Origin of the sequence: Niabella beijingensis (assembly GCF_020034665.1) — a bacterium.
In the GTDB taxonomy this organism is placed as follows: Bacteria; Bacteroidota; Bacteroidia; order Chitinophagales; family Chitinophagaceae; genus Niabella; species Niabella beijingensis.
Genome location: NZ_JAIQDI010000002.1, coordinates 1,549,946 through 1,574,990, shown reverse-complemented (window position 1 = coordinate 1,574,990; position 25,045 = coordinate 1,549,946). Strand labels below are relative to the sequence as shown.

18 protein-coding genes are annotated in these 25,045 nt (G+C 43.9%); 5 read left to right on the top strand and 13 right to left on the bottom strand.

What is annotated here, in order from left to right; all coding sequences use genetic code 11:
* Positions 1–40: 40 nt before the first annotated feature.
* From K7B07_RS22615 to K7B07_RS22600, 4 genes are all read right to left on the bottom strand, one after another.
* Complete coding sequence (locus K7B07_RS22615) at positions 41–238, bottom strand: hypothetical protein (protein WP_223712814.1); 198 nt, start codon at positions 236–238, stop codon at positions 41–43.
* Positions 239–256: 18 nt separating this feature from the next.
* Positions 257–982 carry a DUF5131 family protein gene (locus K7B07_RS22610; RefSeq protein ID WP_223712813.1) on the bottom strand — a complete coding sequence of 242 codons (726 nt, stop codon included), beginning with the start codon at positions 980–982 and terminating at the stop codon, positions 257–259.
* 2 nt (positions 983–984) lie between these two features.
* The gene (gene tcmP, locus K7B07_RS22605; protein ID WP_223712812.1) at positions 985–1,842 is read right to left on the bottom strand and encodes a three-Cys-motif partner protein TcmP; all 858 of its coding nucleotides are present in this window, start codon (positions 1,840–1,842) and stop codon (positions 985–987) included.
* A gap of 353 nt (positions 1,843–2,195) precedes the next feature.
* Positions 2,196–2,879: a nuclease-related domain-containing protein gene (locus tag K7B07_RS22600; protein WP_223712811.1), complete on the bottom strand. Its 684-nt coding sequence runs from the start codon at positions 2,877–2,879 to the stop codon at positions 2,196–2,198.
* 245 nt (positions 2,880–3,124) lie between these two features.
* Between K7B07_RS22600 and K7B07_RS22595 the strand changes: the two genes are divergently transcribed.
* Positions 3,125–4,135, top strand: a complete 1,011-nt coding sequence (locus tag K7B07_RS22595) for an SRA domain-containing endonuclease (RefSeq protein ID WP_223712810.1) — start codon at positions 3,125–3,127, stop codon at positions 4,133–4,135.
* Positions 4,136–4,139: 4 nt separating this feature from the next.
* On the opposite strand, the gene K7B07_RS22590 is transcribed toward K7B07_RS22595, so the two are convergent.
* The 4 genes from K7B07_RS22590 to K7B07_RS22575 form a co-directional block, all read right to left on the bottom strand.
* Positions 4,140–4,382, bottom strand: coding sequence for a hypothetical protein (locus K7B07_RS22590; protein WP_223712809.1), 243 nt, complete (start codon positions 4,380–4,382; stop codon positions 4,140–4,142).
* A complete protein-coding gene (locus tag K7B07_RS22585; RefSeq protein ID WP_223712808.1) occupies positions 4,334–4,567 on the bottom strand; it encodes a hypothetical protein in 234 nt (77 codons plus the stop codon). Before K7B07_RS22585 ends, K7B07_RS22590 begins: the two co-directional genes overlap by 49 nt.
* Positions 4,568–5,373: 806 nt before the next feature.
* Positions 5,374–6,105: a DUF4262 domain-containing protein gene (locus tag K7B07_RS22580; protein WP_223712807.1), complete on the bottom strand. Its 732-nt coding sequence runs from the start codon at positions 6,103–6,105 to the stop codon at positions 5,374–5,376.
* A gap of 275 nt (positions 6,106–6,380) precedes the next feature.
* Complete coding sequence (locus K7B07_RS22575; RefSeq protein ID WP_223712806.1) at positions 6,381–6,860, bottom strand: hypothetical protein; 480 nt, start codon at positions 6,858–6,860, stop codon at positions 6,381–6,383.
* A 1,115-nt stretch (positions 6,861–7,975) separates the two neighbouring features.
* Between K7B07_RS22575 and K7B07_RS22570 the strand changes: the two genes are divergently transcribed.
* Positions 7,976–8,395: a helix-turn-helix domain-containing protein gene (locus K7B07_RS22570; RefSeq protein ID WP_223712805.1), complete on the top strand. Its 420-nt coding sequence runs from the start codon at positions 7,976–7,978 to the stop codon at positions 8,393–8,395.
* Positions 8,396–8,419: 24 nt separating this feature from the next.
* The gene (locus K7B07_RS22565) at positions 8,420–9,298 is read left to right on the top strand and encodes a hypothetical protein (RefSeq protein ID WP_223712804.1); all 879 of its coding nucleotides are present in this window, start codon (positions 8,420–8,422) and stop codon (positions 9,296–9,298) included.
* 21 nt (positions 9,299–9,319) lie between these two features.
* Here K7B07_RS22565 and K7B07_RS22560 read toward each other — a convergent pair whose 3' ends face one another.
* The 5 genes from K7B07_RS22560 to K7B07_RS22540 all read right to left on the bottom strand — a co-directional run bounded on the left by K7B07_RS22560 (position 9,320) and on the right by K7B07_RS22540 (position 19,395).
* Positions 9,320–11,119 (bottom strand): UvrD-helicase domain-containing protein, encoded by a 1,800-nt coding sequence (locus K7B07_RS22560; protein ID WP_223712803.1) that lies wholly within the window; start codon positions 11,117–11,119, stop codon positions 9,320–9,322.
* A complete protein-coding gene (locus K7B07_RS22555) occupies positions 11,103–13,256 on the bottom strand; it encodes an ATP-dependent nuclease (protein ID WP_223712802.1) in 2,154 nt (717 codons plus the stop codon). The genes K7B07_RS22560 and K7B07_RS22555 overlap by 17 nt, the downstream gene beginning before the upstream one ends.
* Before the next feature lie 71 nt (positions 13,257–13,327).
* Positions 13,328–14,395: an AbiH family protein gene (locus K7B07_RS22550; RefSeq protein WP_223712801.1), complete on the bottom strand. Its 1,068-nt coding sequence runs from the start codon at positions 14,393–14,395 to the stop codon at positions 13,328–13,330.
* Between the two features lie 847 nt (positions 14,396–15,242).
* A complete protein-coding gene (locus K7B07_RS22545) occupies positions 15,243–17,525 on the bottom strand; it encodes a DUF2357 domain-containing protein (RefSeq protein WP_223712800.1) in 2,283 nt (760 codons plus the stop codon).
* Between the two features lies 1 nt (position 17,526).
* Positions 17,527–19,395: a ScoMcrA-related endonuclease gene (locus K7B07_RS22540; protein WP_223712799.1), complete on the bottom strand. Its 1,869-nt coding sequence runs from the start codon at positions 19,393–19,395 to the stop codon at positions 17,527–17,529.
* A 728-nt stretch (positions 19,396–20,123) separates the two neighbouring features.
* Between K7B07_RS22540 and K7B07_RS22535 the strand changes: the two genes are divergently transcribed.
* Both K7B07_RS22535 and K7B07_RS22530 read left to right on the top strand, forming a co-directional pair.
* Positions 20,124–21,428 carry a DUF2268 domain-containing putative Zn-dependent protease gene (locus tag K7B07_RS22535; protein ID WP_223712798.1) on the top strand — a complete coding sequence of 435 codons (1,305 nt, stop codon included), beginning with the start codon at positions 20,124–20,126 and terminating at the stop codon, positions 21,426–21,428.
* Between the two features lie 670 nt (positions 21,429–22,098).
* Positions 22,099–24,345: a S41 family peptidase gene (locus K7B07_RS22530; protein WP_223712797.1), complete on the top strand. Its 2,247-nt coding sequence runs from the start codon at positions 22,099–22,101 to the stop codon at positions 24,343–24,345.
* Positions 24,346–25,045 lie beyond the last annotated feature (700 nt).

Here is a 25,045-nt window from a genome sequence, read left to right as displayed (position 1 = left end):
CATTCATGTTTTAGGTTACTTACTAGATCAATTCGAACATCTATTCCCTTATTAAAATCCGATATATATCAGCGGTTAAATTTTCAGGGCACTTATGCTTTATTTCCTCTCCTATTCTATTGTGCGCTTTCGCAATTGGCAATTTATATAAACGCTTTACATCTGCTATCCAACAATGTTTGATGCTCTTACCAAATTCTTCAAAGAACAATCTTTGTGTCTCTTTATAAGTTTTCATTAAATTATCATTTAGTTTTTAAACACTTCTTTGCAGCTCAATTTCAGGCATCTCATCATAGGTTTTCCCATTCAAAAGGCGTCCCGCTGCCTTTTTATTTTTCCCACCCCATTGCTTAAAAAAGAATGCTACTTTGGCTTTTTGGCATTGTTCCTGAATGTCTAAAACCCAATCGGGATCCATTGGCCGTGGTTTATGACCACTTTCACCACCTACAATTACCCAATCAATTTTTTTGAGATTTAACTTAGGCAATGGGCCAATCAACGGCTCACAGGATAAGAACTTGATGCGCGCATTTGTTTTTCTTAAAAAATCTATTCGATCAACTACTTTTTCATTCTCCACAGAAACACCCATCCAAATATTGTGTGTCCACTTTAATTTCTTGTGCAATTCAAACAAACGCTCAGCCCTTTTAGTCAGTACTTGAAATACGTGCTGAGGATTATCATTCATTACATCAAATACTTTCTGTATAAATTCAAGAGGTATATCTTTATGAAATAAATCACTCATCGAATTTACAAATACTACTTTCGAGTGTTTCCATGTATAAGGTATGCGCAAGGCATCCTCATGCGTTCGCACTTTAAAATTGTCTTTATATTTTTCTACCCCCATAGCCTGCAAACGTTTCGACATTACTTCCGCGTAGCAATATTTACATCCTGCCGATATCTTGGTACATCCTGTAGTAGGATTCCAAGTCATTTCTGTCCACTCGATACTTGATTGTGCCATAGCTAATTTTTTCTATTATATTTCTGAATGATCTCGTTTGCAATTTTAACTGCGGTTCTATTATTTGACGCCATCAAAAAATGAAACATCGTAGAATTACTTCTATTTTTTAAAATATAAGGTTCTGAAACATATTTGAAAAGTGAACCTAATCTGCTTTTGTACAATTCAGCCGATTTTTCAACTGCATTTTCCTCCTTAGTTGTCTTAACCTCTTCACCGAAAAGCGTCATAGTTACTGATTCTTTATAAAAACTGTTCAAAATTTCTTGTTTATTCATTCCTAAAAAAATCTCTAGTTTAGAAACCCACGCATCTGAAATATTTGAATCTTTTTTCAACAGCCTATTCACACCCATTCCTGTAGGAATCAATATCCATACATCAACTGATAGTTTCTGTAGCGCTACAAGAGATTCCCAATTTAATTGCATTCCGCAGGGATCTATGTATGCCAAGACCTTATAATTGTGTCCTTGAGGACTAGATAGAAAATTACTAAGTGCTTTAATTTTTTTGTTACAATCTGTTGTTACAATTCTTATATTTTTATCAGGGAATTGATCTTTTGTATTTGCCTTCAAAAGCTCCGCATTTTCGCTTTCTTTTTCTACAAAGTAAAACATATCAAAAGAGCGTGGGTCTTCGATTTCCAAAATCCTTCTCGCTGCACCAATAATTAACTTTTGGTCTTCCAGTTTTCCCTTTTTTATAAATCCAGATCCTGCAAACCCATCAAAATACAAAAGCTTCCATCCATACTTCTTTGCATGAATATTCATTATATTCAAGTAAGCTCCGGCATACTCTACTAAAATCTCAATTTTATTTTCGGTCCAGTCACCTCCAAAATTATTCATACCGCATTTTTTATTATGACTTTGGACCTATACAAAAGTATAGGTTTATTTTAATATACTAAAATATTTAGCATTCAATTATTGGCGTTTTACTTCGACACTTTTAATTGCCTAATAATCTGATACTTATCAAGGTGTGATGTCCGCTTCATATTTGGTCATTTTTTATTTAGCCTTTTGCATATTCATTTATACATTGTCTTTTCTCTTAAAAGTATTTATTTGCAAAGGATGATTTCTACGGGAAACCGTAATAATGCTAAATATTCGTTGATCAACGGCTCTTCAGGCTCATGCTTTCCGCCACGGCGGACAGGCAGCAAGCTCGGCATGACAACGAAATTTTCAGTTCCTTAATCAAATATTCGATCCTTGCCCAACATGTCTTTAATGTTTTCAATATGCCGGTTTTGAGTTTCTATATTTTCTCCGTTTTCCATCGCTTGTTTTAGCATCATAAGCACTTCATTTATGTTAGTGTAATAAATGGGGGTATTATTTCTCATTATAACTTTTAGCACCTCTAATACCCGAGGTGGCTTTACAAGGAACGTTCCATTTGGCACAAAGCTAACATCCTTCAATACGCAGTCGCCATAAAACACCACAATCGAATAAAACGGAACATCGCCCAATTGGTTCAGTTGCTTCCTTAGCACTTCAATATGCGTATTGTTTTGCATTATGGGGTTATAAAACCGGTACTTTTCTTTGCCATACGCCAATACTTGAGTCCATTGTGATTGACGCCCATTGCCAAAGATCCAGCCGCTGATTTTTTTTATTTCAAATACAATAACCCCTACTCCTGTAATGGCAACCAAATCAATTTGAGAGAATTTACCATTGCCCTTGCTTATATAGAGATCATGAAAAAGCATTTCTGCTGGTAGCCCATACTTCAAAAGCTTCAATACTAAATCTCTTTCCGTTTTGGTGCCCCTATATGATCTTGTAACGGTATTTAATAATTTTTCATCCCGTATCTTAATAAAGATAAAGAAGCCAACCAATACAAGTAAAACGAACCATATCATAGCATAGTGCTCGTTGTTCTAGGCGTGTATACAAAAATGGTTGTGTATTTCTCCATAAATTATTCCAATAATCTTTCTTTTGGCAGACAAACTACCAACTAATACAACTAAACCATGTATAAGCATTTGTTGTCGTTTGTAAACGTTTATTATCGGCTTTATATTTATCGGGCGGACTATGCGCAGTTATAGGCAATTTCATCAATCGTTAATCTTTGTTTGGTTCTTTAAATATAGGAAAAAAATTGAAATCTTCCTTAGTTAAATTATTTTATGAGGCCTGCCTTTCGGCTTCCGGAGCCAACAGTAAGGGTCTATTTTTCCGTATCTTTAAGGCGCTACAGCAATACATTATGGCGGATAATACCATACAGGGGCAGGCCCCTCCACTTCCTTTTAAACTCAACGAAACCCTACAACGGGCTATAATACATGATAGGTATGGTGGCAATCGGCAGGCAGGCATATCCACCCCGGCCGGCCACCCGTATATCTTTATTTTTTCAGGGGCTACGGGCCAGCAGCACGGCTATAAAGACCAATGGGAAAACGACGATGTGTTTTCCTACACCGGAGAGGGCCAAACGGGCGATATGCAACTGGCAAAGGGCAATTTGGCATTAGCCGAACACTTAAATACCGGCAAAAGGGTATTTCTGTTTGAGTATGTGCAGCGAGGCTATGTACAGTACAAGGGCGAGCTGGAACTAATAGAATACGATTATTTTACCGCTCCGGACCGAGACGGCCAACAGCGCACGGCCATAAAGTTCTTTTTTAAAAGAAAAGGCACTACTCTACTCTATGAACCGGAGCTAGAAGGGATCATGGTAAAGGACCCGCCCCCAAAGCAACAGACCATTCCACCCAATGAAACCGAGCGCAAGGGTTTGGTTACCTCCCGTATTGGTCAGGGCGCTTATCGCAAAAGCGTATTGCATCGCTGGCGGTTTGCCTGTGCCGTTACCGGCTATACAAAACATGAGATATTGATTGCCTCCCATATTGTGCCCTGGCGGGATGCCAACAACCTGGAGCGGCTGGATGTGCACAACGGCATTTTGCTATCCCCGGTGTATGATGCCTTGTTTGACCAACACCTGATTAGTTTTGAAAACAATGGGAAAATCATCCTGTCCCCCGCGCTGCGCGCCAGCGCTTATGATAAAATTGGTGTTACCGGCCGGGAAACCATTAAAAACCTGTCGGTAGAAAATCATCGTTATTTGGAGCGGCATAGAAATGAGATAAAATAGCGGATTAGTTTTTTACAATCCTATCAATAGAAGCCTCATCAACTCCTAACCATCTCAACATCTTCCCGGCTCTGCGGCGGTCTTTTTCTTTTACCTGCTCAAATTCATCTATTAAACCACTTGCAAACAGCCGCTCATTAACGGTCATTGCAGACAGTCCTTCTATTTTTTGAATGCGCAAGAAAAGATCCTCATCTATTAGTAGTCCATAAATATACTCACAAGCTGCTCTTTCCGTAAAAAACACCCTGATCGCGTGTTTTCTCCACGCTCCCTGAAGTATGTTTCGTATTCAATGCGATCCTTTCCTTTTCTGATTGTTAAGGAAACTTTTTCATTATCATCTGTAGCACCATAAAGGCCATGAAGGAAATACCGATCCTCTGAAATACCTTTTTCTTTTAATGCTGCGTGTAGTTCAGAAACTGTCATTTTTATAAAGTGTTACATAGTTTATTTCAATCTAAGCAATCTTTCAACATCGTTGCGTAAATTAACGATTACCTTATATAGTTGGGCTCATGCTTCGTCAAGCTCAGCATGACAAAGGATTTTCGTTTCTTTTATGTTATAGTTACGGAGATCCTTCGACTTCTCCCGACTTTCGTCGGGATGCGCTCAGGATGACTACGCCAACCCTGCTTTCGTCGTGTTGAGCGGAGCAACGCACAGCCCCCGCCCGAACGTACCGTTCGGTACGGGCGGGGTAACGCCCCTGTAATATGGGGCAGTGCGGCAATGGGGAGATCCTTCGGCTCCACTACGTTCCGCTCAGGATAACGTACACCAACCCTGCTTTCGTCGTGTTGAGCGGAGCAACGCGCAGCCGAAACACCTCTGTAATGCAGGACAGTCCGGCAATTGGGAGGTCCTTCGGCTCCACTGCGTTGCGCTCAGGATGACGTGGGGGGAATTGGGCATTCTTCTTTAAACGTAAACCGGGTTTATAGCACGGATGCCCGCGTGAGGGATAGAAAGGGCGGCCGCCAACAGCGGCCGGTGCGCAGCACGGAACCCCTGCATAGCCCGACCCCGGCCGTGTGTGGGCCTGGTGCGCCGGCGGGCTGGGGGCACGCCCAAAAAAGGATCGCAATCCCCTGTTAACTCCTGCGCTGCGCGCCAGCGCCTATGATAAAATAGGCATTACCGGACGGGAAACCATTAAAAACCTGTCGGTAGAAAATCATAGCTATTTGGAGCGGCATAGAAATGAAATACGGTAACCGATATTTTAATAACTAATCGTGAGTATCATCTATTTCCTCATCATCGTATTCAAATTTATCCCGGATCCATTGATCGCCTATAAATCCCCGTTCCGCCTGTTCTCCAAATTCCAGGTTAAAGATCTCGTTCACGGTGTTGTCTCTTAAAACAAGCTCCTCTAATGCCACAATCTTTATATTTTCGGTGGAATGTTCATCGGCCGTTAAAAACTGCCAGTCGCCGTCTGCATCATGAATTACACGGATAATGGGCTTGTGCTGCGCTATCCATTGTTTGGTGGTAAATACTGCAAGATTTTTTGCCTCCCGGAATTTAAAATCCGCATTCCGATCCAGCAGCGGTTGCCGGTAGCTGAATTCCTCTTCAAAATCTTTTTCCCAGGGAAATCTGTCATTCCGGTCCGCCCAAACAAATTGCAGCGCAGGAAAATCATCCGTATCGTAAATATCCATTGCGGTACCAAAATAATCGCCCAAATTCCTTTTATCAACCGGAACAAACTGGGCCCGCCCTTTTTCAAAGAAATCGGCATAATCCCTGTTTGTTTCAATGATGTGCCCGTTCCTCACCACATCAGCTACATCATTGATAAGCTGGCCCAATGTCTTTATGGTTAAGCCGAAGCAAATAATTTCCGGGTGTTGAAATGTACGCCATAAGCCAATGCTATATGCAAAGGATGGTAAATAATCGGTGGCATCCAGCATAATAACTGCAAGTCCGTATTGTTCAATGTCTGCCATTATTTTATGGTCATCCCGGCAATTATGGCCCTTTTCTGAAGTCATGGTCTGTTGATTTGCTTTATGCTATGAATATACGCAACTTCCTAACAGTGGCGTTCCTCCTTCCGTGTAATCAGATCAAAAAATCCGGCTAACCCGATTACAGATCTGTAATCGGGTCATTTGTAATCAAACCATCTGATCACAAAATTTTTGATTACAAAACACAGCGGGGCACCGGCTCCCCCCCGGGTACCAGCTTCATATACTTTCTGGGGCATCCGGCGCCATTTTTACTCAAAATAAACATACGCATACTGCCGGTATAGTGTTTTATCCTTACCCCCGCCCAGGTATTCTTTATTGATCAATCCACCGGGAGTAAAGACTTTCTCAATTATGGGATGATATTGCCCGGCTTCATCTTTTTCCACTTTATCACCAGAAAAAGCAAGCTCATATTTTGTCCAGCTACTATCCGTATAAACATATTTCGTTCTTTGGTGAATGTTCCTTTGCCTTAATTCACCCATAGCTCCATACTTTTGAAACCGGGCTATTGTTTTTACTCTTCCACGCTCATCATATTGCAAGCTTTCGGTAAAGCGCTCGTCTTTGGGTCCGGTCATTTGTTTAACGGATACCATCCTACCCTTGTTATCGTAAAAATAATTTTCAGCGCTATTCAATTCATAGGCCGCCGCATTTGTTGGGTAATGCTCATCCAGCGTTTTTGAAAAATCATGCGCATAATAAAAGTGCCTGGCGGTCATTTTATTTAAGGAATCATAATAAAACCTTGTTAACCGGGCCGAAATGTGGTTGGTGTTTTGATAACAATTGGCATGAAGGATAATTTTCCCCTGCTGGTTGTATAAATATTTCTGTATTTCTATAAGCCGGCCATCGGGATTTTTACCTGAAATAATACTAAGAAAGCACAAAACGGTATCTGCCAATTTTTTATACTCGTATTTGTATTTGATTTCGCTATTTGTGTGATAAGATCCTTCGACTCCATTGCGTTGCGCTCAGGATGACGTACACCAACCCTGCTTTCGTCGTGTTGAGCGGAGCAACGCGCAGCCGAAACACCTCTGTAATACAGGACAGTTCGGCAATTGGGAGATCCTTCAGCTCCACTGCGTTGCGCTCAGGATGACGTTCGCCAACCCTGCTTTCGTCGTGTTGAGCGGAGCAACGCGCAGCCGAAACACCTCTGTAATATCGGACAGTGCGACGATTGAGAGATCCTTCGGCTTTACTACGTTCCGCTCAGGATGACATACACCAACCCTGCTTTCGTCGTGTTGAGCGGAGCAACGCGCAGCCCCCGCCCGAACGTACCGTTCGGTACGGGCGGGGAAACACCTCTGTAATATCGGACAGCCCGGCAATTGGGAGATCCTTCGACTCCACTGCGTTGCGCTCAGGATGACGTACACCAACCCTGCTTTCGTCGTGTTGAGCGGAGCAACGCGCAGCCGAAACACCTCTGTAATATCGGGCAGTGCGACGATTGAGAGATCCTTCGGCTCCACTGCGTTGCGCTCAGGATGACGTACGATAATCCTGCTTTCGTCGTGTTGAGCGGAGCAACGCGCAGCCCCCGCCGGAACGTACCGTTCGGTACGGGCGGGGAAACACCTCTGTAATATCGGGCAGCCCGGCAGTTGGGAGATCCTTCGACTTCATTTCATTTCGCTCAGGATGACGGTACAGCAAAGTCATTCTGGCGGGGTGTTCAGCCGGGCGGCCTTCGGCTCCATTCCCCAAGGCGCCCGGGGTGAGGGTGCAAATACCCGCCGCCGCCCGGTTATTTATACCTGTATTTTACGTATCTTTATAAAGGACCGCTATTTCGTTTATTCACCCTAAATTTGAACCTATGACAAATACAGATGCTATGGAGAAAAAGATACACGAAGGCCGTAATGTAAAGCGTTTTCGCGAAATGCTGGGCATCAAGCAGGATGCCCTGGCTGCCGATCTGGGCGATGACTGGAACCAGCAAAAAATTTCCCTGCTGGAGCAAAAACAAACCATCGATGCCGCCCTGCTGCAACAGATCTCCGCCGCCCTTAAAATACCCGCCGAAGCCATCCAGAATTTTGACGAGGAACAGGCGGTGAATGTGATAGCGAGCACGTTCAACGACAATGCTCAAGTAGGCGGTGTAATCAATAACTACAATCCTGTTGATGCTGTCTTAAAACTCCATGAAGAAAAGATGGCTTTGTACGAAAGGATGCTAAAGGAGAAGGATGAAATGATGGTGCGGTTGGAAAGGTTGATTGAGGGGAAGTAACACAGATGAACTCAATTCTCCTATATGTCTTTTAAAATTGATAGCCAGCTAAGTGAAAACCAAATAGAATCTGACGTTTCTTCATATTTGGGATACATTACGCCATTTTGGTCTAAACGATTTAGGCTTATTTCTGTAGACGAACAAACTACAGGTGCCGATAAATTATTTAATCGTTTTATTCCTATTTACTTGCAGTTTAAGGTTTCTCATGGATTGAACCCAATTAGCCCTATTGCTCTGCAATTTCAGAAAAAGCCGCTAGCAAATATTATTAATTACCGGAAGAATAACAATCTGTCAGGTAATCCAATTTTATATTTTCAACTACGTAAGCAAGCAAAAACTGCGCAAGATTTACAACACAATATTTTGTTTCAGCTCAACAAACCTCCCCAACAGTACAGTTTATATGTAGCCCCGCTTACTTTAGAAATTGCGGAGTACGAAAAGTTATTGGATGCCGATTGGCTTATGAAATTCTATCGTTTCAACCCATTTTTTGATAGAGATTTTGAGCTACACGACACATCTTCACAAAGGGATATTTTACTAGGTTCAAATCCTTTTCTTCGTCATCACATTTCGATTCCTCCGCATACCTTAGTTAATACTCATGATCATCATTATTCTTATTCAAAAAGCGGTGGTGATGTGGCTTGGCACGGTGGAGAGATATTAAGTGATGATTTCCGGTTTTCAAATCAACTCTTAAAAATTCTAAATACTTCTTACAATAGAGATTTTAGTTTTTCTCAAAGACAGTTTATTGAATTCATAAATGATTTTGATGATTACAGAAACGTAAATAATAATGAGGATGATATCTTTCAAATACTTCGCTTTTCAAACTATCTAAAGACAACCCACAATATCAGAATGTTACTTTTACAATTCCCATGACTTGTAGGCTTCTGAATAACTCTAAAAATTATCATATTGGTAACTGTAGCTTCGTAAATGAGGTGTTGGCAATAAACCCGAAGGATTAAACCGAGTTATTCTTCTTCCAGTTTCGGATATTATGTGTAAATGCTTTTTGGCTCTTGATGCTAACACATATAATAATTTCTTTGAGTTTTCATTTCCATTGGGATCATTAAAATGAGGAACAAGATCATTCAGCAATGCAAAGCCAATCATAGTGTCATATTCTTCTCCTTTTATTCCATGAAGCGTCGAAACGGTTATTCCATCTTTTTGCTTGAAGACTTTTCGAAAGTTCTCAATATCACCAATGTAAGGATTTCCTTCATGGATAAGCCGCTGTATTCTGGCCTGTGAACTTTCAAAAAACGAATCATAATGTTCCTGTAGCGTTGAGAAATGTTCCAGATTGATAGTTAACTGTCGGCATAGTTCAGCAAAAAATAACCTCAGATAATTCAAGCCATCCTTTTCATCAAAATCAATACCATTACAAATAGATAAAAAGCTTTTGCTCGTTAAGTCAGAAACATCTATGCCTGCTGCACCTAGATCATGCAGCACTTCTCTACTCCATCTTAACCTTCGCACATACATAAAAGGAGATGGCTCTGTCAATACAATTCTGGATACTTTGAACCAAAAATTATCAATATCTCTGGAAAAAGGTGCCATTCCAGGGCCATCAAAGCTATAATCAGGTAACCTCACCATCAAGCGCCTGGTGATACTTGCAATATGAACCCATTGCGGAGCCGCGATACAAATCTCATTTGGAGAAATCCCTTTTTCGTTTATGTTGAATAATAACAGTCGGGCAATTTCTTCAATCAAGTCATTAACAGATACTACAGAATTATAGCTAATAATGCTGTCATAATCTTTGGTTTTTCCTGAAGCAACAATGGTATTGGCATAAGTTTTATAATACTCGAAATAAGTAATAATTTTTTCAGATGACCTATAATTTTGTGTTAAGCCCAACTCTTTTAATTCAAACCCTAATAGTGTTTCCAAATCGGCTTTAGGCATAGGATAGCCTCCTAACGATTGATATATGGATTGATTGGGATCTCCTACAATTAGTGTCTTAGAGCAGCCTTTATTTGCGACCAATATTTTTGAAATGATGTGATATTGTATCTCTTTTGTGTCCTGGTATTCGTCAATTAGTATGAAAGGGAACAACTTGCATAATACATCGGCGATAATTGGCTTTTCCAGCAAGATTTGGTAAGAATAAAATAGGATTTGCTCAAAATCAATTTGGTGATTTTCTTCGAGAATTTTAAAATATTCTGAATAGATTTCTTGAAGTGCTTCATGTTTATTGGTATCAAGGCAAGTTAGATAGAGATTATCAGGTTTTGCTAAAATCCCACAATCCCAAAATGTAATTCTTTGGTCTTGATATGGCCGACATAAAGTCGTAAGTATTTTTTCAGATTCATGCGAGTTAATGATCCTAAAGCCATCTTTTAAACGATTATGATAGAGATAGTATGGGCGTAAAATCCATTCTGAGCAAAAAGAGTGGATAGTACCTATCCACAATTGACTTGTATCTACTCCCAGTAGCTCAACTCTTTCCTTTATTTCGTCTGCAGCATTGTTGGTGTAAGTAATCGCAATTACATATTCTTTTATCGATTTAAGCCTGCTTAATTCATAAGCTATTTTATAAGTCAAAGTCCTTGTCTTTCCACTGCCGGGACATGCAATCAACAAAACGCTTTCAGGATGTAGAATCGCATCCTCTTGCTCTTGATTTAAATCACCTTTATCCCAATAAAACATTTAGTTCAATACTTTTAAGTAAGGTTACAATTTGATCATCAGCAATAACATCTTCTATTCCTTTAATTACTGTTTCCAACTCAACTTCTCCTTTTCTATATTGTTCTAAAATGGCATTACAAGCTGTGAAATCCAGGGAATCATCTTCCTCTAGGTTTTTCCTGATCCTGTAATCAACTATATCGGCAATAACGTGATTTGAAAATGAGTCTTTAGCAAAAACCACAGCATCAATAATATATTCTGGTATGTTAGTACGCCAAAAAATTTCATTTGCAAGCAAAATAGCAAACCAACCTTTGCCCTCTTGCTTTGCCATTGTTAAAACACGTTTGCCATAAACGGCAACATCATCTGATTCTAAATCTTCCTTTGATTGCTGACGTACGCCAGGATGAGTATATACCTTGTCAATAATATTTACAACTTCAAAATCGTTCCCTTTTTGTATAAAATCTACCTCAAAGGTATAATCAGCATAAAAAGTATTAATCCAATTATTGCCATGAATAAACGTATCTAATATTACTTTACGTTCTAACCCTTTTTTCTTTGATTGTGCTACTCGATTTTTATACTTCTTAAGCGGCTCATCATCTCCCTCCAAAATAGTTGTATCACAAATAGCTTCATCCAAGTCTGTTACAATACTACATTTTCTCTGTATCCTGTCATTATGGAAAAGCTGCGCTACATTGGTAAATCCAGTACTTCTGATATTAATTAGGCTTATTCCTAACTCATCCAAGCTAACGCCAAACGCCTTTTTAATCATTTGAGGGATTAGTATTTCTTCTGCATCACCTTCTACTAATATTACTCCTTTTGCAAATAATAAATTTGTTCTCACTGCATCTAGATAACGTTGGATTTCACTAATGCTTTCCGCTCCTAATCTGGTTGAGGGCTGATATACCTCAGCATTATTCATCTTTTTTGCCAAGATGTTAATCTTCTCGACATTACTTACTTCAGATATTTGAGTCGAATGAGTTGAATACATTATTTGTGTATCCCCATAGTCTAACTTATCAAACAATGTCTTTTGTATGTGATTGTGAATATGTGCTTCAGGCTCTTCTATTATTAAAAAATTGGCAAAAGTATCATTCGATTTTTGATACTTAAATTCCAATAGTTTTAATGTTAGAAATATTAAATTTGCTCCACCTAGGCTTAGTTCATGTATTCCTCCTTCATAGGCCTCATCGGGTTCGCCAATAAAGAGTTTTAACGATTGTAATAGTTTATCGGCCTCACTAGGCACACTTGATCTAATAGAAAGAGAGGAAGGAGAATAGGTTTGCCCTACCGCATCTTGTATTGTGGTTCTTATATCTTTTCTGATATTCTCAACATCATCAAGCGATTCTATGCTTTCATTTAACTGTTTTACCAAATCACTAATAGGTTGGTAATCTTCCTCTTTTATTTCCCCACTTTTATTCTTTAATAGGGTTAACAAAGGGTTTGTTCGATTATTGTGAAAATCGCTGATAACGTCTCGTAAAGCTTGAATGAATGTAAACGAGATTTCTTTTGAAACCGAAAGTTGATGAGGGATTTTCGCACCAAATAAGGAAGCGTCAATTGTCGCCGGAAAAATCACTTCTTCGAAATCGCCAACAAGCTGCTTATACACTTGTGGATCATTGAAATCAGCAGTACTCTTTCCTGTAAAAAATGTTTCGTAATTATCTTTTATTGTTAATGGTTCTAAAATGGCATTTAACCCTTCCGTATCCCCAGCAGTCAATTCTGACAACCGTTGTCTTATATCAGCCTTAGGTCGGAAAAATAAGTTATAGCTAGCCTTCTCAACATGAGCTTCCCCAATTACCCCTGCACCATGAACAAATAATGCTTGAATAGCTTCCTCATTATTTATCTTATCAAATTCAATACTAATAATAATCCAATGGCCTTTCCAATTTCCCAATGCTCGATTAAAATCACTTTCCGAAAGTTTGTAGGAATATTGCAAGGACGCATCTTCTAATAATAACCGAATTGCTCTAAAAAGATTTGTCTTACCAGAACCATTTTCTCCAATAATTGTATTTATCCCCTCTTTAAAAAGAAACTTGGCATTCAAGAAGTTTCTATAATTAACTAAACTAACTTTTGAAATGTACATGTGATTAATTGGATTTGATTTATATCATTTTAATAATTGGCCAAAAGCAACTAAAAAGTCAGCAAAGTATATCAGCCCTTGAACTGCGGTATATAGTCCATATTATCCTTATTCACTAGTTTGCGTCGCATTAATTGCTTATTCGAAAAATGCCGGGAGATTTCAAGAGTCGTTTCTTCAAAACTATCCGTACCATTTTCTCTTACGTAGAAAAAGACTCTAATGCTATCACAATTTTTATGTTCAAAAATTTCTTTAAGCAATGCCCGATCAGTAATGCCACAAGAGTGCCCGATAATATGCACCTCAAATGGCTCTGAATCGATAAATGATAACAGTTTTTTGTAGTTCGGAGCCTTGAGATAAGCAAACGATTTGAGTTTTCTCAAGTACTCATTCACGCCCAGGTGCTCCAATCTTTGAATTTCTTCAGTAGCTTCATCTCCATATCCAAAAACAATTGGATTATCCCTATACCCAAGGCGGCCATGAATGTAATTAACTTCACTTTCATACCCATAGGATTTTTTTATTATGGTATCTGTATAGTTAAAGTTTAGATACATTGTCTTTACTTCCTTATCGGGTGCTAACACATTTGAAATATTGGCCCTGGGATCATGCAACAGGTTATCTTCATTAATTCCGGCATTTACGATTTCTAAATATTCAGCCAGTTTGCCCATAATATAATCCAATTCTTTATGCAGCTTACGTATCAAATTTAAAACGCTTTCATTTTGAGCTTCATGGTAGGGATAAGCATAATTATAATTTTGAAACGACTGAAGCAGTCTTATAAAATACGTAGATTCAATATCAACCCATTTCTTTTCATCATAAACTTTAGAAATTAATTGGCTGAGAAAATTGTTTTTGATGACAAAAAAGTCGGAACGGGTTTTCATAATTGCATGAACTTCTTTGGCAGTAATATCGCTTTTATCTCGAATGAAATAACGATTTCCTGCGTGCTTATTCCCAAAACAAAAACCATCGTCCTCATGGCAATAATTGTTTTGCTCGTATCTATTATAGGAGCTACACAATAACCAGTCAATGAAATCAGAATATTTCGTTTTTAATCCATGTGCAATATCAAAACCATTACCTATTATTATTAGTCTATTCTTCTTCATGCCGATAATTAATCACTTGAAATTGAAGGCGAATTATGCGCAGTTATAGGCAATTTCATCAGTCGTTAATCTTTGTTTGGTCCTTTAAATATAGGAAAAAATTTAGAACAGCCTTTTCCCTTTAAAAAAAATTTCTGCCAATACCGCTCGTTTGTACAAAGGTATCACCTAGCTCTAGGCGATTTTTACGGAAAACCGTATTACAAGTACACTGTAACGGCTACTAGAGGTCCTGCTTTAGGGCTCATGCTTCGTCAAGCTCAGCATGACAAAGGGTTTTCGTTTCTTTTATGTTATAGTTACGGAGATCCTTCGGCTCCACTGCGTTTCGCTCAGGATGACGTACGACAATCATACTTTCGTCGTGTTGAGCGGAGCAACGCGCAGCCGAAACACCTCTGTAATATCGGGCAGTGCGACAATTGGGAGACCCTTCGACTCCACTGCATTGCGCTCAGGATGACGTACACTAACCCTGCTTTCGTCGTGTTGAGCGGAGCAACGCGCAGCCGAAACACCTCTGTAATATCGGGCAGTGCGACAATTGGGAGACCCTTCGACTCCACTGCGTTGCGCTCAGGATGACGTACGACAATCCTACTTTCGTCGGGATGCGCTCAGGATGACGTGAGGGGGAATGGTCCTTCTTCTTTAAACGCAAACCGGGTTTATAGCACGGATGCCGCGTGAGGGATAGCAGCGGATACCCCGCTGAAGCCTTTGTGCAGTGGGTATTGCGGCGGAGTAGCAGCGGATAGCCCGACCCCAGCCGTGTGTAGGTCCCGATGCGTTGGTGGGCTGGGGGCACGCCCAAAAAAAAGATCTTACTACTGTGATGCCGATAGCGCTACTCCCTGCCCTGTACCACCTTCATGAACTGCGCCAGGGTGGCGGTAAAGGGAACCGCGGAGGCCCTGCCGGATGTATAGTTGGGCAGGTTTTTAAAATGCCATTGCAGGTGGTGCAACTCCGGCTCCGGCACGGGCGCCAGGCGGATGACCAGGTAATGGGATTGCGTGGGGGAAGGATAGTTTTTGTCCACCAGCTCCTGCCGGGAAAAGACCTGCGGACCCTTACTGATGATCTTCCACAGCTCGCCGGACTGCTGCTGCCCGGCGGTATGCAACAGCAGATACCGGGCGCTTACGGTGGGCGCATCCAGCACCAGGCCCCCTGCCCCGCTGCCGGTCCTGAAATTGTACAGGTGATGCTGCCGGATCCAGGCCAGCTGCTCGGCCGATTTATAATAGCCGATGAGCACAAAACTATCGTCCGGCAACAGATCCCGGTTGGCGCCGTAGGGCTCCGGCAAGGGCTCGTTGAGTATGTTGTCTTCCCCCGGCTTTTGCCTGAATACGTCAAAAGTATGATAGGCCCATTTTTCCCGCTGGGAACTGCGGTTGATAAAATGATCGATAATGGCCGTGATAAAGGCTTTTAAGGCGCCGGTGCCATCCTCCGTTTTGGAAGGCCGCACCGGGAAGGCGCCCAGTCCGGGCAGTATTTCATGAAAACCCTTGCGGGTAAGGTCCTTATGCCCCGGGTACAGCACATAGGCCCCACCCGTGCGCCGGATGGCATCCTTATACGCATGCATTTTAAGCAGGTCGGCATTTTTATAAATGCCCTTGCTGTTGTCCTTTTTTTCCTGCGCCAGCGCAGCGTTGGAGGAAGGCTCTAAAAATTTATTGAGGTGATCAATCTTATACTTGGCATCAAAATGTATGTGCACGATGAGCTCCTGCAGCTCGGCCTCCGCCTCGGTAATGCCCGCGGGCCAGAAGGAAAGCGTATAGTCCGGCCGCATGTGCATGGTCCAGCTGCCGGCATCCGGGTAGGATTTGCTGCCGCTAAAGGAACGGTTGTAGCTAAAGCGGATGGACAGCTTACGACTACCCGCATCGTACACCCCTTTTACGGGATAATGCCGGCCCTGTTTGAGCCGCAGGTTGAGCCCGTCTTCCGTTTTTTCGATAAGCTGGCTGATATCCTCCGCGTTTAACTGGAACAGGGACTGAAAGAGCGACAGCAGCTTAAAGAACAGCCAGTACTCATACAGCGTGGCCACATCTTTTTTACCACCCTGGTACACATCATCGCCGCCCGTCCACACCAGTCGCGCCGCTGCATCAAACAACAGCCAGGTGCGCAGCACCTCCCGGTAGCCCTCCTTGCGTTGCAATACCGGACTGTTGAGCCGGAGCGTGGTGGGTGCGGAAATTTTTGCAAAGAGGCTGTGGTGCAAAAAACCTTCCAGCGTGCGGATGAGCAAGAGCGATTCCTTATACAGCTTGCTTTGCGGAGCCGCCACGTTGTGCACCTCCGTACAAAATTGTAAGAACACTTCCAGCGCATGTTTTACAAAACGGTTCTCCGGTGTATCCACCGCGTCTGTTTTGCGCGTGGCCGCAATGCGCCGGGGCAGGCTGTGGAACCCGGCTTTTTTTAAGGACTCCGGGAGGATGGCCGGACTGCCGCCTTTTAATAGCTCCTTTACATGCGTGTTGGAGAGACGGCGCAGCTGGCGTACATCCCGCGGTTCCGGCGCGTCTGCCCATTGGGTAACGGGTGCCGTAACAATGCGGTGAATGGCTTCGGCAAACTCATCTGTACCGATCACCGATTTGATGAACGCAAATTTTTGATAAAGGGTCTGGCTGTTTTTTGTATAATCAATGTCGAAATAATGCGCGGCCGGCGCGTTGGACTGCAACAGCAGGTCGGTACATTTTTCGGTGATCAGCTCCAGCATATCCCGGTAATCGTTGCGGTAGCTGGTTTTGGTGGACTGAACTTCCAGCTCGATGCTTGTAACCGGCTCCGGCTGGTGGTTGGATAATATAGGAATGGTGAGCGTGCCCGTAAAAATATTTGGCGCTAGGGTACCCGTATGTGTATTTCTTTTATGCGGGATGATGATATTCTCCCCCACATCGCCCAGCTGGTAACCGGGATGGTTGAACGCATAATCATAAAAAAAACCTTCCATCAGCTGGTACCGCGCTTCGTTATGTTCGGCCGCATCCTCCTCCCCGTCAAACAGGGTATCCGGTTTGCGGGCATCAATGTACAGGCGCAGACCGGGAGCTACCTGATCCAAATGGAGTTCTATGGAAGACAGGGTTTTCATATCAGGCTTCGGCAAAGCTTGCAAACCCGTTATCAATGGCGCCTTTGTACATCCTGGTTATTTTTTCCAGCGACAGGGGAAAGAGCACCTGGTCGGTTTCATAATCAAAATCATCGGTTTCAAACACTTCCTTTTCCACATTGCTGCCCTTAAAGCAAAGCGCGCCTAAGGTGCTCAACACGGGTATTAGCTTGCGGCGCGATCCGTGCAGCTTGGGCAGGAGCTTTTGCATAATGGCCATATCCAGCTTTTGATTTAAGGAGAGGTTGTGATCGATCACCCCCAACTGGTGCAGCAGCTGCAATATTTCCGTGGCCGTACGGTAGCCAAACTCCGCACCCGTTTTTTTAAGCGCTTTAAAAAAGCGGATCAAGGTTTGATTGATATACGCGCGGTCTGCCCCCTGTGCCTGCCCTTCCTTTGCGCCGGCCAATGCCAGGAAGCTTTCCGCCCCGGAAGCCCCGGCAGCGTTGAGCGCTTGTTTGTTGAGCGGGTGCGCAGTGTTTAAGAAAGCCATCATCTCCGGCGCTGTTACCCGGAACTCGATGGTATTGGCGCGGTCCAGCACTTTGGGGCTGAACATATTGGTGGTTTCATCAATATTCACCGTACCAATAATAAATAAATTCGCCGGCCATTTGATGGCAGCCGGAACGCCCGATTTTTTTTGTGCACCACCCGCATGTAAGGAAATGGCTTCCTGCGATTCCATAATGCTGAGGAAATCCGCAAAGTAGCGCTCCACATGGCTCAGGTTCATTTCATCCAGGATCAGGAAACAGGGTTTGTTGGCATGCTCGTTGGCATACAGGAGCAGCTCCAGCGCGCCATTGTCCGGCTTTATATATTCCTGCTGATCCAACGCATTGGGATAGCCCAGCAAGGGTTCCCGGTTTGTCCAGTCGGCCCCCACCGGCACGATGCAATATTGTTGCGCACGCTCACAGATCCATTGCACAAAAGCCTGCGCCAGCCGGGTTTTCCCCGAACCCGAAAGCCCGGTAAGGATCACAAAGGGTTTGGCCAGCAGCGCACCCACAAACCGGGTGACCAGCGCCGGGTTAAAGCTGAGACCGGTTGTATTCAATGCTGCTAAAAAAGCAGATAGCTGAAACTCCTGCTGCTCGGTGGTGGTGTGGGTGGGTGGCATATCGGTATCCTCCTGCATTTCGTTGTACAGATCAATAATATCCAGCAAGTCCTCCTCTATTTCATCCCGGTTTAAGGGATTGTTGGTGTTGTAGACTTTATACACATAAGAGCTGCCATAATTGGTCGGCTTGCCCAAATGGTGTTCGGCAAAATATTTTGTGATGGTGGTGGGGTTCCGGAGCTTCCAGTTGTTCTGCGGCTTGCCGGTATCCGGTTCGCCATAGGCGAGTATTAATAACCCGAGATCCTTATAGAAAAAATAGGCGGGATAAATACGTTCCTGCACGCTGTTGGCTTCATTTAAAAATGCGATGCGGGGCACTTTTGCCTTATTGGCCCGCCCAAACCCCACGCTTACGTTGAGGTTGATAAAACTTTTCTGATAGCTGCTGTATTTGAGATCATCAGTTTTTGTCTGCTCCAGGAAGCGGTTGAGCTCGTCAAAGTAGCTGGGCACTTCTTCCCTTTTCTCCACCTGGAACCCCATTTTGCTGAAGTAGGCTACCGCCTGCTGCGTGGTGAACGCATCCAGGCCCAGTTCCTGTCCGTTGGCGTATTGATTGGCCCGGGAGAGGATGTATTTGGGTGGGTATTTTTTGCCATCTACTACCAGGTAGTACTTGGTGTAGAATCTTCGGGGCGGTATGGCGGAAAGCTCCGTTTCCTGAACGGCTTTGTGGATGTCGGCGTTGGTGATATTTAAGGGGATGGGGGTCAAATTGTTGATTTTTATCGGGTAATTGGTAGTCGTCAGGCCATTGTCGCCCCGGGCTTCGTATTTTATTTTTGAGGACCTTTGTCAGGCTATTGGACAGCAGAGCAAGATAGGAAATATTTGCTTATTTACCTGAAGACGCCGGGCCGAAGCCCCGAACAACCCCGGTGCGCATTACCCCCGGACTGCTTACCCCCCCCCGTACTTTAAAGGTGGGAGCCCTACCTTTTTCTTAGCGCACCTACCTCTTTGCTAAATTGCCGAAGCTTTTGCCTGGAGTACCCCTGCCTATACAGGTGGGGGTACCTACCTTCAGCCATCGGTCAATTAAGCTTTTGCCTACCCTCCACCCACCCTTAAGCAGTACACCCCCCACCTTTTAGGTGGGTCGTTTATGCATATTTCTTCGCCGGTTTAGGTTTTTGCTTCGTCAGTTCAGGTTTGGGGTACCCCTCCCCACCTTAAAGGTACCCCCTCCCTGCCCACACAGGTGGGGTACCGGCTTGCTGATGCGCCGGGCTATATACATTGCAGCATCACTTTATTATAACAAATTGGCATTAATAATTTTACGGACCCGCTTTCGGCCTTTACCGCAGCTTATGCAACCGGTGTTAAATGAGAGATCACATTATTTAGCCATCAGATGATCATACCTGGTAAGTAAATACGAAAATCTTCGCATATATTTGAACCGGTAATCGTTTTGAACGCGTTAACTGAAAAAAAGCATGAAAAAAGCATTCACCGTCCTTCTTATACTGGCTGCCACCGGTGTCTATTCCCAACCGGCCAATAAAGTATTTACCGCAGATATTGATCACTTTTGGATGGCCTTTGACAGCATCCGGCAAACAAGTGATTATTCAAAAAAACTGTACTTCATTAACAAACTGTATATTGAAAAAGGTACCGAAGGCCTGAAAGCCTTTATGAAAATTGAAAACTACAGCGATACAGGGTATGTTGAACTTATTGATAAATATCCCCGGTTTTGGAACGCTATTAGGCCACATACCTTAGCCATAAAGAACAAGACTGCTGCGCTGAATAAAGGAGTAGAAACCCTGAAAGGCCTTTACCCCGACTTAAAAGATGCCAATATGTATTTTACCATAGGCGCATTGCAGGCAGGGGGCACAACGCTTGATAACAGGGTGCTGGTGGGTGCAGAAATTGCTACCGGAACCCCCGGTATTGATGTTTCTGAATTTAATAACGACTGGCAATGGTTAAAGAACACGTTTGCCAAACAGTCGGTTGAAGATATTCTGTATTTCAACATCCACGAATACATCCATACCCAGCAAAAGGCAAATAACAGTTATCAATTGCTTAATAAAGCCATCAAGGAAGGCGCTTGTGATTTTATGGCGGAGCTGGTGCTTGGTCAGCCCCTGCAACGGCCTTATATGTTGTATGGCAACCTGCACAGGGCAAAAATAAAAGAGCAGTTTAAAAAGGACATGTTTTTAGGCTACGATGCTAATTGGCTGTACAATGGCGCACAAAAAGGCGATACGGCAGACCTGGGGTATTTTATCGGTTATGAAATCTGTAAATCCTACTACCAGCAGGCAACGGACAAAAAGCGGGCAATAAAGGACATCATTGAACTGGATTATAGTAACAACAAAGCGGTTGAATTATTTCTTGCCCAATCAAAATTCTACAAAAATGTAAATAAAAAGAAATTGATTCAGGAGTATGAAAAAAAGCTCCCCCGCGTTGTAAAAATAGAGCCGTTTAAAAATGGAGCTGCCAATGTGGATCCGAAAGTAACCGAGCTGCGGATAACCTTTTCCAAAGAAATGATTCCGGTAAACTATTCCTTTGACTACCCGGAAAAAGGGAAAGACTATTTCCCCATAAAAAAGGTAACCGGTTTTGAGAATAACGACAGAACATGTGTGGTAAGCGTTGAATTGCTGCCGGGTAAAGAATACGGATTTATAATAACGAACAAGAGTTTCAGATCAAAAGACGGCTATCCGCTAAAAGCCGAAAAATATCCCGTAAAATTCAGAACCAGATAAAACCATTTGCAACACAGGTGTTGCTTTTGGTTGAGCTTACAGGTGCAGCGCGCCGGCAATCTTTGTAACACGGAATAATAAATGAGCACCCCAGCTGCGGAGCAGCGGTAATTTGTACACCGGCCCCGTATAAATCCTGTGACCGGTGTACTGCACCTTCGATACCTGTTATGGCCTGCTTGCTTCGGGGATCAACGCTGCGTTGCAGCTGTTTGACAGTAAAAAAAATATCCGGCACATATCCGGATCGTTATCCTTAAAGAACAATCGTAGGAAGAAATGTTATCGCTTTATGGGGTGGCCGGAATGACGGCGAGGTCTTTCTTATTCTTCAATGAACGTTTATCGGTTTTATGGCGCGGATGCCCGCGTGAGGGATAGAAAGGGCGGCCGTCAACAGCGGCCGGTGCGCAGCACGGAACCCCTGCATAGCCCGACCCAGCCCTGCGTGGGCCCTCGCATAGCGGGCTGGGGCACGCCCAAAAATATCCCGCTAATCCCTACTGTGATATGTCACCTTCATGAGCTATGTTAGCGTTGTGGCAAAGGGAAAGTCGGGGGGCTGGCCTTTGCCAAAATTATATTAAAAAAAGGCACGTGCCTGGGTTTATATAGCAGGAATCGTATATTTATAAAACGCTCTATGAATCCAAAATTAAAAATGCCTGCAATGAAAAAACGAGTATTACCAGCAACTGCTGTATTGTTCCTCCTCTTCGCAATGAATTTTTGCCAGGCCCAGGGGCCTGCATCCCGCCTGAACCTGGATTTTGAAATGGCGAAGGACCAAAAACCGCTGGGATGGGAAGACTTTGGCGAAAAGAACTACCTGCTTTCCCTGGATACAGCGGCTGTAAAAAGCGGCGCTTATGCGGCAACCATCCAGTCGCTCCCGGATCATGGCGGTTACCACGCCTGGGCATTTACGCTTCCGGGCAATTATGCCGGCCGTAGGATTAAACTTTCGGGTTATGTAAAAACAGAAAATGTGAGCGACGGATTTGCAGGGTTGTGGGTGCGGATCGACCCCAATATTGCTTTTGATAATATGCAGCAAAGGGGCATTAAAGGTACCACCGGCTGGCAAAAATATGAGATCGTTTTAGACATGGCTCCTGACAAAACCAAGCAAATTGTAGTGGGCGGTTTGCTGGCCGGCCCGGGGAAAATGTGGATGGACGACCTACAAGTAAGCATCGACGGTGTACCGCTTGAACAGCTGAAACCGCTTGAGAAAAAAGTGGTTCCGGCAGAGGAAGACAAAGCGTTTGACAACGGCTCATATATAGCTGCCATGACACCGGATAAAAAGCAGGTCGCAAACCTGAAAGTGCTGGGGCTGATCTGGGGATTTTTAAAATACCGGCATCCGGATATTGCAAAAGGATTATGGAACTGGGATTATGAGCTGTTCCGGATATTGCCAAAAATATTAAATACGGGAAATCAACCGGAACGGGATGCGGTGCTGGCCTCCTGGATCCGGAACCTGGGGCCTATCGATGCCCCGGGCGGATCAAAAAAGGAAAGCACCTCCGTGATAAAAATGGAGCCGGATCTGGCCTGGATCCGGGATGACCGGTTTTCCCCGGAGCTTACCGGCCTGCTTACCACCATCCAGCAATTGGATGCGCCGGAGGAAAATTATTACCTGGGATTTACAGCTACGGGTAATGCCGACTTTAAAAACGAAAGGGCCTACCCCTCTAACCCCTTCCCGGATGCGGGGTTTCGCCTGTTGGCCCTGTACCGCTACTGGAATATGATCCAGTACTATTTTCCGTATAAACAGCTGATCGGGGAAGACTGGAAAAATGTACTGGAGGAGTTTATTCCAAAATTTATGAGCAACAGAGATACGACGGAATATACCCTTACTGCCCTGGAGCTCATTGCACGGGTGCATGACACGCATGCGAATATATGGGGAAACAATGCCCGGCTGAATGCCTATCACGGCACCCGGTATGCGCCGGTTGAAATTACATTTGTAGAAGATCAGCCCGTGGTTACGGGGTATTACGACAACGAACTGGGTAAAAAAACGGGATTGCTGCGGGGCGACAGGATTGTATCTGTCAATGGCCGGCCGGTTAAAAAAATCATACAGGAACAGCTCAAATACCGGCCCGCATCCAACTACCCCACCCAGCTAAGAGATATTGCCGCCGATTTTTTAAGAACAAACGATTCTGTGCTGCACGTGGGATTTAAAAGAGCGAACAAAACAGAGGACCTGGTATTAAAAACATACACTACCAAAGAAATAAATATTTATGCCAAATACCAGCGCAAAGACACCAGCTTCCGGCTCATCAATAAAGACATCGCCTACCTCAACAATGGTTCTATAAAAAAGGCCGACCTGCCGGAGATCTGGAAAGCTATTGCCCCCACAAAGGGACTCATTATAGATAACCGCAACTATCCTTCGGATTTTGTGATCTATGATCTGGGCTTCTACCTGATGCCCGGAACCCGGCCGTTTGTAAAAATTACCCGGGGCAACCTCCGGAACCCGGGCCAGTTCCGCTTTGAAAAAACGTTGAATATCGGGATGGACAACCCCAATTATTATAAGGGACGGGTAGTGATCCTGGTGAACGAAACCTCCCAAAGCTCTTCTGAATTTCATGCCATGGGCTACCGCGCGCATCCCAATGCCATCGTAATGGGCTCAACCACGGCCGGGGCAGATGGAAATGTATCCCGACTTCAATTGCCCGGTGGCATCAGCTCGATGATCAGCGGACTCGGCATCTATTACCCCGATGGTGAGGAAACCCAACGGGTGGGCATTGTGCCGGATGTAGTCGTAAAGCCCACCATCCGGGGAATAAAAGAGGAACGGGATGAGGTACTGGAAAAAGCCATAGAGCTCATTAACAGGGAACAACCCGCCGCAGCTGTGCGATAGCGGCTCGCCGTTTTAAGACCGTGTGCCTGTAGCGGTTCCCTGCTGCGGTAAAGGAGAAAGATGAGATGATGGCGCGATTGGAACAGTTGATAGAAAAGAAATAATTTTTAGGGCGTCCCCCCTGCCAGCGCTGCGTGGCCCAGCACACGGCCGGGGTCGGGCAACGGCGAAGCTCTCATGAGCTCCATTAAAAAACAATAAAAAAGATGGCGGATAATCCGCTATATCTTTTGTTCCGTTGCACTCTGCAAAAGGATGCCGCTGCTATTCCTCACGCTACTTCGTCACTCAGGCGGGCTTCACACCGATGGCATTTATGCGCCGTGCCCATGGCACTCTATACATTATAGCATGTTCCTGCCTCCGGAATAAATTCCGGAGTTGTTAAGAAATCAGGCAGGCCGATGGCCTTTATATAAGAAGGGATGCACATGGGAGCTTCATGTTCCTATAGCAGCACTCTGTGCTTCGCATGGTGGAAGAAAGGCCTGTGTCGTGCAAGTCCCGCCCTGTCCCAGCCAAAAACCTTTGCGCGCAGGCTTTAAGTGAGGTAGCTGCGTTTTACTATCTCCACCGGGCGGCGGCCTTTATGGGCCGTGCCTATGGCACTCTGCGCTCCGCAGCATGTTCCTGCCTCCGGAATAAATTCCGGAGTTGTTAAGAAATCAGGCAGGCCGATGGCCTTTATAAAGAAGAGATG

Coding starts and splice junctions, on each gene's coding strand:
- K7B07_RS22615 (WP_223712814.1), bottom strand. CDS start 238: ATGAAAACTTATAAAGAGACACAAAGATTGTTCTTTGAAGAATTTGGT.
- K7B07_RS22610 (WP_223712813.1), bottom strand. CDS start 982: ATGGCACAATCAAGTATCGAGTGGACAGAAATGACTTGGAATCCTACT.
- tcmP (WP_223712812.1), bottom strand. CDS start 1,842: ATGAATAATTTTGGAGGTGACTGGACCGAAAATAAAATTGAGATTTTA.
- K7B07_RS22600 (WP_223712811.1), bottom strand. CDS start 2,879: ATGATATGGTTCGTTTTACTTGTATTGGTTGGCTTCTTTATCTTTATT.
- K7B07_RS22585 (WP_223712808.1), bottom strand. CDS start 4,567: ATGACAGTTTCTGAACTACACGCAGCATTAAAAGAAAAAGGTATTTCA.
- K7B07_RS22580 (WP_223712807.1), bottom strand. CDS start 6,105: ATGGCAGACATTGAACAATACGGACTTGCAGTTATTATGCTGGATGCC.
- K7B07_RS22575 (WP_223712806.1), bottom strand. CDS start 6,860: ATGACCGCCAGGCACTTTTATTATGCGCATGATTTTTCAAAAACGCTG.
- K7B07_RS22570 (WP_223712805.1), top strand. CDS start 7,976: ATGACAAATACAGATGCTATGGAGAAAAAGATACACGAAGGCCGTAAT.
- K7B07_RS22565 (WP_223712804.1), top strand. CDS start 8,420: ATGTCTTTTAAAATTGATAGCCAGCTAAGTGAAAACCAAATAGAATCT.
- K7B07_RS22560 (WP_223712803.1), bottom strand. CDS start 11,119: ATGTTTTATTGGGATAAAGGTGATTTAAATCAAGAGCAAGAGGATGCG.
- K7B07_RS22555 (WP_223712802.1), bottom strand. CDS start 13,256: ATGTACATTTCAAAAGTTAGTTTAGTTAATTATAGAAACTTCTTGAAT.
- K7B07_RS22550 (WP_223712801.1), bottom strand. CDS start 14,395: ATGAAGAAGAATAGACTAATAATAATAGGTAATGGTTTTGATATTGCA.
- K7B07_RS22545 (WP_223712800.1), bottom strand. CDS start 17,525: ATGAAAACCCTGTCTTCCATAGAACTCCATTTGGATCAGGTAGCTCCC.
- K7B07_RS22535 (WP_223712798.1), top strand. CDS start 20,124: ATGAAAAAAGCATTCACCGTCCTTCTTATACTGGCTGCCACCGGTGTC.
- K7B07_RS22530 (WP_223712797.1), top strand. CDS start 22,099: ATGAAAAAACGAGTATTACCAGCAACTGCTGTATTGTTCCTCCTCTTC.